General features: G+C 71.7%; 11 protein-coding genes and 1 rRNA gene. 3 read left to right on the top strand and 9 right to left on the bottom strand.

Annotated features, from left to right (window positions below; translation table 11 throughout):
- The 9 genes from cydD to sigJ all read right to left on the bottom strand — a co-directional run.
- On the bottom strand, positions 1-1,704 hold a 1,704-nt coding region (cydD, locus tag KS423_RS22630; protein WP_224281413.1), incomplete at its 3' end, for a thiol reductant ABC exporter subunit CydD.
- A gap of 4 nt (positions 1,705-1,708) precedes the next feature.
- A complete protein-coding gene (cydB, locus tag KS423_RS22625) occupies positions 1,709-2,734 on the bottom strand; it encodes a cytochrome d ubiquinol oxidase subunit II (RefSeq protein ID WP_224281412.1) in 1,026 nt (341 codons plus the stop codon).
- A gap of 34 nt (positions 2,735-2,768) precedes the next feature.
- Complete coding sequence (locus tag KS423_RS22620) at positions 2,769-4,313, bottom strand: cytochrome ubiquinol oxidase subunit I (protein WP_224281411.1); 1,545 nt, start codon at positions 4,311-4,313, stop codon at positions 2,769-2,771.
- A gap of 360 nt (positions 4,314-4,673) precedes the next feature.
- Positions 4,674-6,035, bottom strand: coding sequence for an EF-hand domain-containing protein (locus tag KS423_RS22615; protein ID WP_224281409.1), 1,362 nt, complete (start codon positions 6,033-6,035; stop codon positions 4,674-4,676).
- Positions 6,028-6,636, bottom strand: coding sequence for a Uma2 family endonuclease (locus tag KS423_RS22610; RefSeq protein WP_224281407.1), 609 nt, complete (start codon positions 6,634-6,636; stop codon positions 6,028-6,030). Before KS423_RS22610 ends, KS423_RS22615 begins: the two co-directional genes overlap by 8 nt.
- A 227-nt stretch (positions 6,637-6,863) precedes the next feature.
- Positions 6,864-7,757: an LPXTG cell wall anchor domain-containing protein gene (locus KS423_RS22605; protein ID WP_224281405.1), complete on the bottom strand. Its 894-nt coding sequence runs from the start codon at positions 7,755-7,757 to the stop codon at positions 6,864-6,866.
- 237 nt (positions 7,758-7,994) lie between these two features.
- On the bottom strand, positions 7,995-9,494 hold the full coding sequence (locus KS423_RS22600) for a cell wall metabolism sensor histidine kinase WalK (RefSeq protein ID WP_224281403.1): 1,500 nt from the start codon (positions 9,492-9,494) through the stop codon (positions 7,995-7,997).
- Positions 9,495-9,506: 12 nt separating this feature from the next.
- A complete protein-coding gene (locus tag KS423_RS22595; protein WP_224281401.1) occupies positions 9,507-10,295 on the bottom strand; it encodes a response regulator transcription factor in 789 nt (262 codons plus the stop codon).
- Between the two features lie 192 nt (positions 10,296-10,487).
- A complete protein-coding gene (gene sigJ, locus KS423_RS22590) occupies positions 10,488-11,390 on the bottom strand; it encodes an RNA polymerase sigma factor SigJ (protein WP_224281415.1) in 903 nt (300 codons plus the stop codon).
- A gap of 198 nt (positions 11,391-11,588) precedes the next feature.
- Here sigJ and KS423_RS22585 point away from each other — a divergent pair, with 198 nt between their 5' ends.
- The 3 genes from KS423_RS22585 to KS423_RS22575 form a co-directional block, all read left to right on the top strand.
- Positions 11,589-12,650 carry a nuclear transport factor 2 family protein gene (locus tag KS423_RS22585; RefSeq protein ID WP_224281399.1) on the top strand — a complete coding sequence of 354 codons (1,062 nt, stop codon included), beginning with the start codon at positions 11,589-11,591 and terminating at the stop codon, positions 12,648-12,650.
- Between the two features lie 87 nt (positions 12,651-12,737).
- A 5S ribosomal RNA gene (gene rrf / locus KS423_RS22580) occupies positions 12,738-12,854 on the top strand.
- A 230-nt stretch (positions 12,855-13,084) separates the two neighbouring features.
- A partial coding sequence (locus tag KS423_RS22575; RefSeq protein ID WP_224281414.1) for a helix-turn-helix domain-containing protein occupies positions 13,085-13,211 on the top strand: 127 nt, incomplete at its 3' end.

Raw genomic sequence — 13,211 nt, 5'->3', positions numbered from 1 at the left:
CGGGCGGCCGCTGTGGGCGAGCGGGGCGACCGGCTCGGCGGGCAGCACGGACGGGGTCCCCGCCAGCCGTACCCGCTGGTCCGCGACGGCCAGCAGGGCCGGCCGGTGCGCGACCACCAGCACGGTGCGTGCCGGGTCCGCGGCGAGCGTCCGGACGGCGTCCACCACGGCCGCCTCGGAGGCGCCGTCCAGGTTGGCGGTCGGCTCGTCCAGCAGCACCAGCGGCCGGTCGTCGGCGAGCAGCACCCGGGCGAGGGCGAGGCGCTGGCGCTGCCCGGCGGAGAGCCCGGCGCCGTCCTCCCCCAGGACGGCCTTCAGGTCGGTCACGAAGTCGAGCGCGTGCGCGGCCCGCAGCGCCGTCCACAGCTGCTCGTCGGTGGCCTCCGGCCGGTAGAGCCGCAGGTTCTCGGCGACCGTCCCGGCGAACAGGTGCGGGTGCTGCGGCACCCAGGCGATCTGTCGCCGCCAGCTCTCCGGGTCCAGTTCGGCCAGGTCGTGGGTGCGGCCGTCGGCGGCGGTGATCCGGACGGTGCCGGACTCCGGGGCGGTGAGGCCGAGCAGCACCGCCAGCAGGGTGGACTTGCCGGCGCCGCTCGGGCCGGTGAGCGCCGTGCTGGAGCCCGGGCGCAGGGTCAGCCCGGCGCCGTCCAGCGCGGGCTCGGTGCGCCCGGGGTGCCGGACGACCAGGCCATCGGCGGCGATCACGGCGCCCGCGAGTTCCGGCGCCGGGGTGGTGCCGGCGGCGGGCAGCGGGGTCTCCAGCACCCGGAACAGCTCGTCGGCGGCGGTCAGCCCCTCGACGCTGGAGTGGTAGAGCGCGCCGACCTGGCGGATCGGGAAGTACACCTCGGGGGCGAGCACCAGGATCAGCAGGCCGGTCTCCAGGTCGAGCGTGCCGTCCACCAGCCGGAACCCGACGGTGACGGCGACCAGCGCGACGGACAGGGTGGAGAGCAGTTCCAGGGTGAAGGAGGAGACGAAGGCGATCCGCAGGGTGCGCAGGGTGGCCCGGCGGTAGTCGGCGGTGATCCGGGCGATGGTGGCGGCCTGGGTACGGGCCCGGTTGAACACCTTGAGGGTGGGCAGCCCGGCGACCACGTCGAGGAAGTGGTGGGAGAGCCGGGCGAGGGTGTTCCACTGCCGGTCCATCCGGGACTGGGTGGCCATCCCGATCAGCACCATGAACAGCGGGATCAGCGGCAGCGTCCCGGCGATGATCGCGGCCGAGGTGAAGTCGGCGCCGACGATCCGCAGCAGCACGATCACCGGGACGACCACGGCCAGCGCCAACTGCGGCAGGTAGCGGGCGAAGTAGTCGTCCAGCGCGTCGATGCCGCGGGTGGCGAGGGTGGTGAGTTCGCCGGTGCGCCGGCCCGCCAGGTAGGACGGGCCGAGCGCGGTGGCGTGGTCGAGCAGCCGCCGCCGCAGGGTGGACTTCACCCGGGCGACGGACCGGTGCGCGGTGAGTTCGGTGAGCCAGCCGACCAGCCCGCGCCCGACCGCCGTCAGGGCGAGCAGCAGCAGCGGCGTGGTCAGCTCGCCGAGCGTCGCCCCGCGCTGGAAGGCGCGGACGACGATCTCGGCGATCAGACTCGCCTGGGCGACCACCAGGGCCGCGCCGACCGCGCCGAGCAGCACGGATCCGGCGAGGAAGGCCCTGGTGGTACGGGCGTACCCGAGGAGTCGGGGGTCGACCGGCTTCACGGCGTCAGACCTGCTCGAACTCGGCGGCCGGGGCGTGGCCGGGGATGTGCTGGACCCCGATCCGCTTGCGGAACACCCAGTAGGTCCAGCCCTGGTAGAGCAGCACCAGCGGGGTGAACACGGCCGCCACGATGGTCATCAGCCGGAGCGTGTACGAGGCGGAGGACGCGTTGCTGACGGTCAGGCTCCAGGCGTCGTTCAGGGTGGACGGCATGACGTTCGGAAAGAGCGACAGGAAGAGCATCGCGACCGCGGCCACGATGGTCGCCCCGGAGAGGACGAATGCCCAGCCCTCGCGGCCGACCTGGTTGGCCGCGAGCGCGCCGAGCAGGGCCAGTACGGCGATGACCAGCGCGACCAGGCTGCGGCCGTTGCCGCTGTCGGCCTGGGTCCAGATCAGGAAGACCAGCGCCAGCACGGCGGTCGCCAGCCCGGCCTGCAGGGCGGCCTTGCGGGCCCGCTCGCGGATCTCCCCGACCGTCTTGAGCGCCGCGAACACCGCGCCGTGGAAGGTGAACAGGGTGAGCGTCACCAGGCCGCCGAGCAGCGCGTACGGGTTGAGCAGGTCCCAGAACGTGCCGACGTAGTTCTTGTGCGCGTCGATGTCGACGCCGCGCACGATGTTGGCGAAGGCCACGCCCCACAGGAAGGCCGGGAGCAGCGAGGTCCAGAAGATGGCCTCCTCCCAGTTGCGCTGCCAGCGGACGCCGTCGCGCTTGGCCCGGTACTCGAAGGCCACGCCGCGGATGATCAGGCAGACCAGGATGATCAGCAGCGGGATGTAGAAGCCGCTGAAGAGCGTCGCGTACCAGTCCGGGAAGGCGGCGAAGGTGGCGCCGCCGGCGGTCAGCAGCCAGACCTCGTTACCGTCCCAGACCGGGCCGATGGTGTTGATCAGCACCCGGCGCTCGGCGGTGTTGCGGGCGAGCGGCTTGGAGAGGATGCCGATCCCGAAGTCGAAGCCCTCCAGGAAGAAGTAGCCGATCCACAGGACCGCGATCAGCACGAACCAGACGTCGTGGAGTTGCATGTCAGATCCTCAGTTCCCCAGTGGTCCTGGTGGCTCAGTACGCGAAGGCGAGCGGCTTGTCGGCGTCCTCGTCCGAGGACGGTCCGCGCAGGGACGGGTCCTTGGCCGGGGGCTGCTCGGTCACCACCGGGCCGGCCTTGGCGTACTTGACCAACAGCCGGACCTCGACGACGGCGAGGACGGCGTAGAGCAGGGTGAAGGTGACCAGGGCGCCGATCTGGGTGCCGACGCTGACGTTGGGGGAGACGGCGCTGGCCGTGGTCATCAGGCCGAAGACGGCCCAGGGCTGGCGGCCCATCTCTGTGAAGATCCAGCCGAAGCTGTTGGCGATCAGCGGGAAGCCCATGGTCAGGATGCCGATCCGCCAGCTCCACTTGGTGAGCACCGGGCCCAGCTCGCGCTTCGGCGTGAGCATCAGCCGGGGCACCTCGGTGGCGCCGGTGCGGAACTCGGGGCTCAGGAAGAGCTTCCTGCGGGTGGTCCAGAGGCCGATCAGGCCGGCCACGAAGGAGGTCATCCCGAAGCCGATCATGAAGCGGAAGCCCCAGTAGGTGACGAAGACGCTCGGGATGTAGTCCTTGGGGTCTCCGCCGTGCTGGGCGGCCTCGGCGGCGGCGGTGTCGTTGATGCCGGGGACGGTGGAGCTGAAGTCGCTGTGGGCGAGGAAGGACAGCACCCCGGGGACCTCCAGGGCGACCGAGTTGTGGCCCTTGCTGACGTCGCCGACCGCGAAGATCGAGAACGGCGCCGGCGACTGGGTGTCCCACAGTGCCTCGGCGGCGGCCATCTTCATCGGCTGCTGCTCGAACATGACCTTGCCGAGGGTGTCGCCGCTGAGCGCGGTGCCGGCGCCGAAGACCACCGCGAGCACCAGGCCGAGCCGCAGCGAGGTGCGCATCACGGCGGTCTTCTTGGGGTCGGCGGTCTCGGGCTTGTGCTTGGCCTTCCAGAGGTGGAAGGAGGAGATGCCGACCATGAACGCGGCGCCGGTGAGGAAGGCGGCGGTCAGGGTGTGGAAGACGACGGTGAGGGTGGTGTTCTGGAACAGCACCTCGGCGATGTCGGTGAGCTGCGCCTTCCCGGTGGCCGGGTCGATCGTGTAGCCGACCGGGTGCTGCATCCAGCTGTTGGCCGCCAGGATGAAGTAGGCGGAGAGCACGGTGCCCAGCGCGACCATCCACATGCAGGCGGCGTGCAGCTTCTTCGGCAGCTTGTCCCAGCCGAAGATCCACAGGCCGATGAAGGTGGACTCGAAGAAGAAGGCGATCAGCGCCTCCATCGCGAGCGGGGCGCCGAAGACGTCACCGACGAAGCGTGAGTAGTCGGACCAGTTCATGCCGAACTGGAACTCCTGGACGATGCCGGTGACGACGCCCATCGCGATGTTGATGAGGAAGAGCTTTCCCCAGAACTTGGTCGCGTGGAAGTACTTCTCCTTGTTCGTCCGCACCCAGGCGGTCTCCAGCCCGGCCACGATGGCGGCCAGGCTGATCGTGAGCGGAACGAAGAGGAAGTGGTAGACGGTCGTGATGCCGAATTGCCATCGAGCGATGGTCTCGTGAGCGATTGCCAGTTCCACGTCGCTCTCTCTCCCAACCTGCCCGCAGGATGACGGGCATCTTCCGGACAAACTTCTCTAAAGCCGTAGACCGTTGCTCAACCACGCAAGCTTGTCCGCTTGTGAACGTGAACACGTTCACAAGAGGTAGTATCCATCATCCTTACGAAGGAATCGCAGGCGGGGTGGGGTTGACACGGCACAGCGGTGCGTGACGCTGCGCACAGTCTGCGGAGCCGTCGGGCGCCGGGACAACGAACGAGTGGGCGGACCGGACGAGGATCTTGGCCGAAGCGGCGCTTGACAGGTGCCCCGGCCGCTTGACCGGGGCACCGGCAACCGTCAGGCGCGACCGGCGGGCCCGGCCGTCAGGCGCGACCGTCAGGCCCGGCCGAGGAGCTCGGTGCCCGGGGTGGAGTCGGCGCGGGCCGTGAAGAACTCGCTGAAGCCCGCGAGGAACTCCTCCCGGGTGATCCGGCCGTCCCCGTCGGCGTCCAACTGGCGGAAACCGTGCGACAGCTCGGCGGGGTGCACGCGCGGCCCGCCGAACACCGCGCGGTACTCGTCGAACTCCAGGAAGCCGCTGCCGTCGGTGTCGGCCGCGGCGAACACCGCCCGCAGCGCGGGCAGCAGCCCCCGCTCCAGGTAGGCCTCGTCCCGGTCGCAGCCGGCCAGGGTCGCCGCCACGAACTCCTCCCGGCTGACCCTCCCGTCCCCGTCGGCGTCCATCACCGCACGCAGCTGCTCCCACCAGCTGTCGAAGGCCTCGTACACCCGGGCCTCGCCGGCCTCGTCCAGCTCCAGCCGCCAGCACACGTTGTGCGCCATCGCCCGCAGGTCGTGCACCGTGATGAAGCCGTCGCCGGTCTGGTCCAGCACCTCACGGAAGAAGCGGTCCAGCCGGGGCCCGCGCGCGTCCCGGCCCTGGCGGGGGAGGCGGGGCGCGCGGTGCTCCTCCGGGGAGCGGTAGCGCAGCCGGTCCGGGAGCCGCGGGACGAGGGCGCCCGCGCCCCGGTGCAGCACGGTGGACAGCAGCGCGGCCCGGCGGGTGCGGACCAGCCCGAACCGCTCCCGCACGGCGGGCGGCAGGTCCGCCACCGTCAGGTCGCGGATCACCCGGGCGACCAGCACCCGGGTGATCCGCCATCCGGCGTCCCCGAGGAACCAGAGCCGGCGCGGCCGGGGCGCCTCGCGCAGCAGATCGCCCAGCAGGTAGCGCGCCGCCTCGGTGAACTCCAGCCGCTCCCGGGCGTACCGGGCGAAGTACGCGGGCAGCTCGGCTGCCGTAGCGGGGAGTTCCTCCTCGGGGAGGTCGAAGGCGGCGATCGCCTCCTTGAACTCCGCGTACGCCAGCTCCAGTTGCCCGGCGTCGTAGCGGTCCCCGCCGAGGCGCCGCATGGTCACGACGCACTCGAACAGCGTCAGCAGCACCCACACCCTGGTCGCCGCGTCCCGTGCGTCGTACGGCTGCCCGTCCGCCATCGTCCCGCGGATCCGCTTGTGCGACCGGTTCAGCCGCGCGACCTCCCGCCGCAGCGTCTCCGCGTCCTGGTAGAACAGCCGCCGCCCGCTCCCCAGCGTGTGCTCGACCCGCCGCCACGGATGCGCGCGGTACGTCGAGTGCTCCGCCATCCCGGCCCCCACCACCGGGTCCGCCGCCTGCAGCACCAGCAGCCGCCAGGCCACCAGGGCGATCCGCCACTCGGACAGGTCCCGCTTGAACGACGCCGGGCGGTCAGTCACGGCGCTCGCCGGTGATGTCGGGGCCGATCACGAAGCCCTCGGCGGGGCCCTCGGGGATCACGGCCTCCTTGCCGTAGGGGACCCGGGTCGAGGAGGCGTAGGCGCGGCGCTCGCGGTCCGGGCCGGTGAGGATGGTGACGGCGCCGCCGTCGTCGTAGTCGTCGATGATCACGTACACCGGGATGCCGGCGGCCGCGTAGGCGCGATGCTTCAGGACGTGGTCACGCTTTCGGGCTTCGGCACCCGGCGATACGGTCTCGATGACCAGGGGGATTCCGGAGGCAAGCAGACCCAGGCCGTCGGGATGCTCGATCTCCTCGTCGTCTTCAGGGGCCACGTACGCGTCCGGGATGAACACCTTGAGCCCGTGGATGACGTTGCAGTCGTTTCCCGGCGACCACCCGGATCCCCGAAGGTGGCCGAACAGGGCCCCGAGCAACCGCCTGTTGACACGCGCATGGCGGCTGTTGCCGGTGGGTGACACCTCGAACCCCTCGATGATCTCCACGTGGACGCCCTCGGGGACGTCCATGGACTTCCACATCTCCCACAGCACCTGGTCCAGGTCCACGACGGTCCCCTCGGCAACGAGCGCGCTCATTGAGACACCCCACTTCCCGTCCAGTGTGATCAGCCCGCGCGAGTCCGCACAAGCAACGGCTGGACAGTCGCACACGGCCGAGGGGCCGATCAGGTGAATGGCGGTTGGTTCACTCGATCGGGGAGCTCGGGGCTCGGAAACGCCGGAACCGCAGGACGGGCCGGGGCCTGTCCTGCGGTTCCGGGGTGGTCGCGCCTTCCTCCCGAGCGGGCGCGAACGGGGGTGGGTCAGGAGGCGGAGCGGGCCGGCTTGCGGCGCGAGACGTAGAGGGCGGCGGCGCCGAGGCTGATGGCGAGGCCGGAGCCCAGGGCGAGGTACGGGGTGGCCGGGTTGGAGCCGGTCTCGGCGAGTTCGGTGGCCGAGCCGGTGGCGGTCTGGGTGGTGGTCGCGCTGGTCGACTTGTTCGCGGCGGTGGTCTTGGTCGCGGTGGTCGACTTGTTCGTGGTGGTGTCCGAGACCGGGGTGACGGCCGCGGGCTGCTCCACCGGCTTCTCGACGGGCTGCTCGACCGGCTTCTCGACCGGCTTCTCGGCGGCCGCCCTGGCGTCGGCGAGGGCCTTGTCCGCGGCGGCCTTGGCGGTGGCCGCGGCCTTGGTGGCCTGATCCGCCGTGTGGATCCGGCGGAACGCCTCGACCCGGGCGTCGTCCATGGCGTTCCGCGCGGCCGTCACGTCGGCCTTGGCCTTCGCGTCCGCGGCGATGGCGGCGTTGGCGGCGTCGATCGCCTTGAGCATCCGCTCCCTGGCCTTGGGCAGGTCCTCCTCCGTGGCGGAGCCGTACGCCCGGGAGGCCTCCTCGGCCTCCTTGTTGGCGGCGTCCTTGGCGGCGGCGGCCTTCGCCGCGGCGGCCTTGGCCTCCTGGTACTTGCCCAGGTAGGGCTGCGAGTTGTCGAGGAAGGCGGAGGCCTCGGCCCGCACCTTGGCCTCGTTGGCGACAGCCGCCGTATAGGCCTTGGCGGCGTCGGCGGCGGCCCGTTCCAGTTCGGCGATCGAGCCGTCGTCGCTCCGGGTCTGTGCCGCCGAAGCCGACTCCGCGAAGGCGGGTGCCGCGGAGAGCACGGCGGCGGGCGAGACGACGGCGGCGACGAGGGCGGCCGAGACCAGCGAACGGCGGAGTTTCACGATGACCCCTTTCGGGCCTAAAGGAAAGCAAAAGCCTCGGCCGTGAGGGATTCCGACGACCGGGCAGCGCCGATCATAGACAGACGCTTTCTTAACGCTCCATGCCGGATTCCGGCAATGATCGAGCGCCGCGCCTTCCTGGTTCACCGGAGAATTGACGAGTCGACAAATTCGATGGAACCCGCGCCCCGAATGCCCGGATTCCGGGCATTCGGCCGGGACCGACCGGAATTCCGGTCAGCGCTGGCGGGGCAGTTCGACCCGGAAGGTGGCGCCCTCGCCCGGGGCGGTGTGCAGGGTGAGGGTGCCGCCGTGGGCGCGGGTGAGGGCGGTCGCGATGGCGAGGCCGAGGCCGGCGCCGCCGCCGTTGTCGCGACTGCGGGAGGGGTCGACCCGGAAGAAGCGGTCGAAGACCCGCTGGGCCTGCTCCTCGGTGAGGCCCGGGCCGGAGTCGGCGACCTCCAGCAGGCAGATGCCGCCGGGGCCGGCGCCCACCCCGATCCGGACCGGGGTGCCGGGCGGGGTGTGCTTGACCGCGTTGCCGACCAGGTTGGTGACCACCTGCCGCAGCCGTGCCTCGTCGCCGATGACGGGCGCGGCGCCGGGCGCGCCGGTGCCGGCCGGGCCGGTGAGCGCGACCGGGCGGCTGGGGTCGAGGGCGGTGAGGTCGTGCAGCGCGTCGGCGGCGAGGGTGCGCAGGTCCATCGGGGCGAGGTCGAGCGGGCGCTCCTCGTCCAGCCGGGCGAGCACCAGCAGGTCCTCGACCAGGGCGCCCATCCGGTCGGCCTCGCTCTCGATCCGGGTCATGGTCCGCTTGACGTCGGCGTCGGTGGGCAGCGCGCCCATCCGGTACAGCTCGGCGAAGCCGCGGATGCCGGCCAGCGGGGTGCGCAGCTCGTGCGAGGCGTCGGCGACGAAGCGCCGCATCCGGGCCTCGGACTCGGCGCGGGCCGCGAAGGCCGCCTCGATCTGGGTGAGCATCCCGTTGAGCGCGATCGACAGCCGGCCGACCTCGGTGCCCGGGGAGAGCTCCGGCATCCGGTGCGACAGCTCGCCGGCCGCGATCCGTTCGGCGCCCTCCTCGATCCGGCGCAGCGGCCGCAGTCCGGCCCGTACCGCGAAGAAGCCGAGCGCGGCGATCAGCACCAGGACGCCGCCGCCGATGGCCAGGAAGGAGGTGTTCAGCTTGCCGAGGGTGGCGTCGATGTCCTCGCGGGAGACCGCCACCATGACGTGGGTCGGGGTGAGCGTCGGCGAGGCGTACGCGCTGGGGTTGGGGGCCTGCCCGCGGGGGGTCTGGAGGGGCAGCACCAGTACCCGCCACCTGTGGTGGCCGCGCTGGTCGGGCAGGTCGAAGGGGACGTCGGGGGCGGTCCGGGTCGGGTCCAGCCCGGCCAGCTGGGGCGCCGGATCGCTGTCCGAGACGGGCTGGCGCATCACCGCCTGGACCTTGCCGTCCGAGGAGAGGTACTGCACCAGGTACTGGCTGGGCAGGCTGACCCGCCGGCCGGCGACGGCGGGCCGGCCGGCGGCCGGCGCGGTCAGCTGGCCCGGGGGCTTGCGGGAGAGCGGCGGCCCGTACCGCTGGAGCTGCTCGTCGAGCTGCTCCACCAGCTGGGTCCGTACGGTGCCGAGCACGAAGGTGTCGCTGACCACGAGCCCGGTGGTGACCAGGGCGAGCGCGAGCACCAGCAGCCGGGCGCGCAGCGACAGCCGGGAGGAGAAGCGGGCGAACACGAGCGGGTCCGGTCAGCCCTGCGGGGGGCGGCGCATGACGTAGCCGATGCCGCGCACGGTGTGGATCAGCTTGGGGCCGTGCGCCGGGCCGGAGTCGAGCTTGCGGCGCAGGTAGGAGATGTACGACTCGACGATGGAGAGGTCCCCGCCGAAGTCGTAGGCCCAGACGTGGTCGAGGATCTGCGACTTGGAGACCACCCGGCCGACGTTGGCCATCAGGTAGTGCAGCAGTTTGAACTCGGTCGGGGAGAGCGAGACCGTGGTTCCGCCCCGGGTGACCTCGTGGGCGACCGGGTCGAGGCTGAGGTCGGCGACGACCAGCCGGCCGTCCTCGGCCGGTCCGCCGGCCCGGCGCAGGATGGCGCGGATCCGGGCGATCAGCTCCTCCAGGCTGAACGGCTTGGTGACGTAGTCGTCCGCGCCGGCGGCCAGGCCCTGCACCTTGTCGCCGACGCCGTCCTTGGCGGTGAGGAAGAGCACCGGCAGGTGGTCGCCGGGGTGCCCGTGGGCCGGGCCGGCTATCTGTCCGCGGCTGGTGCGCTCGCGCAGCTTCTCGACGACGGTGAAGCCGTCGAGGTCGGGGAGCATCACGTCGAGCACGACCAGGTCGGGGCGCTCGGCGGCGACCAGTTCGAGCGCCTCGGTGCCGCTGGCGGCGGAGGCGACGCGGAAGCCGGAGAAGCGCAGCGAGGCGGAGAGCAGCTCGCGGATGTTGGGTTCGTCGTCCACGACGAGCAGGAACGCTTCGCCCTGGCCCCCGGCCACCGTGGAGCCGCCTGGTGTGGTGACAGTGCCTTGCACGGGGCTTTCGCCTCCCGGTCGGACGATGACGTTCAGCATGAGGCTAGCCCCCGGAGGCTATGCGGCATGGATGAATGTTGGATTAACACCTTATCGGTCGGTTTTTGGGCGATCGGCGCACAGGGGTGGGTTCGGTGGTGTGCGTACGGGCGTGGACACGACGGATGGGGCGCGCACCCGGCGTGACGCGCCTCACTTCCGCGCGTCGCCCCCACTCGGCCGGCCCTCCGTCCAGGGCCGGAGCTTCTCCGGGTTGCGCACCGCCCAGATGTGGGTGATCAGGCCCTCGGCGATCCGGAACGCGAACACGGTGACGGTCACGCCGTCCTGCCGGGCGACCAGGCCGGGAAGACCGTTGACGCTGCACTCCAGCAGCGTGATGCCGGGTGCGAAACGGTCGGAGTCCAGGTAGGCGGCGGCGATCCGCTCGCGCCCGGTCAGCGGGTGCAGCAGCGCGCCGACCAGACCGCCGCCGTCGGCGATCACGGTGGCCTCGGGGTCCAGGACGCCCATCAGCGACTTGAGGTCCTTCGCCTCCCAGGCCCGCCTGAACTCCCGGACGACGCCGGCCTGCGCGCTCGTCGGCGTTACCGGGGCCTGCGCGGCCCGGATCCGGCGGCGGGCGGAGGTGGCCAGCTGACGGCAGGCGGCCGGGGTGCGGCCGACGATCGCGGCCACTTCGGCGAAGGGGTAGCGGAAGACGTCGTGGAGGACGAAGGCGACGCGTTCGGCCGGCGTCATGGCCTCCAGGACCACCAGGAAGGCCATGCTCACCGACTCGTCCAGGGTGATCCGGTCGGCCGGGTCCGCCGCCGGGTCGGCCGCGGCGTCCGTCCACTCCCGGCGCGCGGGCAGCGGCTCGGGAATCCACTCGCCCACGTAGCGCTCCCGCCGCACCCGGGCCGAGCCGAGCAGGTTGAGGCAGATCCGGCTGGCCACCGTGGTCAGCCAGCCGGCGGGCGAGACGATCGCCTCCCGCTCCCGCCGGGGCAGCGCGTACCAGCGCGCGTAGGTCTCCTGCACCACGTCCTCGGCGTCGGCCAGCGAACCGAGCATCCGGTACGCCAGGTTGATCAGCCGGCGCCGCTCGCTCATGATCGCGCCCAGGCCCGGCCCGGTCGTGGTGTCGCCCTCTGCTTCCCGCACCGTGTCCCCACCCCTTCGACTCGACGGTTCCCCTCTCCTCCTAAGACAGGCCGGCGGCCCGGGATGTGACACCCTCCGCGCCACCTCACATTCCGAGCGGCTGCGCGGTCGTACTCGTCGCACTGGTCACACGGAACGGAGAACCCGATGAACGACTTCCAGGCGATCGCCGACCGCGTCGAGATCGCGGCCCTGCAGGCCGAGTTCACCGACGCGGCGATGATGCGCGACCGCACCCGCCTCGCCGAGCTGTTCACCCCGGACGGCGTGCTGCGGATGCCCGACGTCCCGGTCGAACTGATCGGCCCGGAGCAGATCCGCGCCGGCGGCGAGAAGCTCCAGGAGCAGTGGGACTTCTTCGTCCAGAACACCCACCCTGGCGCGATCCGGATCGACGGCGACACCGCGACCGGCCGTGCGCACATGCGCGAGGTCGTCCGCCTCAAGAACGGCATACAGGGGCTCAACTACGCGATCTACCACGACCGTTACCGGCGCACGGCGGACGGCTGGCGGTTCACCGAGCGGGTCTACGAGATCCGCTACCTGGACACCACCCCGCTGACCGGCGCGGCGCCGCACGCCACCGGCCCGGCCTCGCACACGGCCTCGGACCCGACGGCCGTCGACCGCCTGGAGCGGGTGGCCGCCGCACTGACGGCGAACGGCTTCACCGTCGAGATCCTGGACGACGCCGCCGCCGCGCGCACCCGGGTCGCGGAGCTGGTCCCGGCCGGCGCCACCGTCTTCACCGGGGCCAGCGAGACCCTCCGGCTCTCCGGCATCGAGGAGGACGTCAACACCGGCGACCGCTACCGGGCCGTGAAACCCCGCGCGCTGGCCATGGACCGGGCCACCGAGGCCGACGGCATCCGCACGATGGTCGCCACCCCGGACGTGGCGCTCGGCAGCGTCGCCGCCGTCACCGAGACCGGCTCCCTGGTCGTCGCCTCGGCCACCGGCAGCCAGCTGCCCGCCTACGTCGGCGGTGCCGGCCGGGCGATCTGGGTCGTCGGGGCCCAGAAGGTCGTCCCGGACCTCCCCGCCGCCCTGCGGCGCCTGGAGCAGCACGTCCTCCCGCTGGAATCCGACCGCGCCCGGGCCGCGTACGGCCGACCGAGCGCCGTGAACCAGCTCCTCGTGCTCAACGCCCCGGCCCGGCTCACCCCGGGGACCGTCCTGCTGCTGCGCGAGGCCGTCGGCTTCTGAGGCCGCGGAATCCCCGCGCTTTTCCTCCTGCTATGATTTGCGGCGAGGCGAAGGCAATGTTTTCGAGCAATTGCCCGGCCCGATCATTTCGGTGGTCATAGCGAGAGGGAAACGCCCGGCTCCATTCCGAACCCGGAAGCTAAGCCTTTCAGCGCCGATGGTACTGCAGGGGGGACCCTGTGGGAGAGTAGGACGCCGCCGAATTCTTCTTACGGCCCCTGCCGTGTCCGACAGAGACACGGCAGGGGCTTTTTCGTTTCTCCCGACGATTCGACTTCCCTCGGCTCCCCCGGTTTCCGCGCCGCGGAGCATCCTCCGGCGTGTCCGCTATGTGAGACACCGGGCCTCGGAAAAGCCGCTTTGCGGGCATCTGGAAGGATGGCGACCACCGAAACGGACTTGCGTCTCGCCAACTGAGACTGCAATATCATGGTATGGACAACACTAGCGGCGTCGGCGTTCTCGACAAGGCCGCTCTGGTGCTCAGCGCACTGGAGTCGGGCCCCGCCACGCTGGCGGGGCTGGTCGCCGCCACCGGTCTGGCGCGCCCCACCGCCCACA

It is taken from the genome of Streptomyces sp. LS1784, from assembly GCF_020103755.1.
Taxonomy (GTDB): Bacteria; Actinomycetota; Actinomycetes; order Streptomycetales; family Streptomycetaceae; genus Kitasatospora.
The sequence above is the reverse complement of the archived record's forward strand: the minus strand, read 5'-3'. Positions and strand labels throughout refer to the sequence as shown.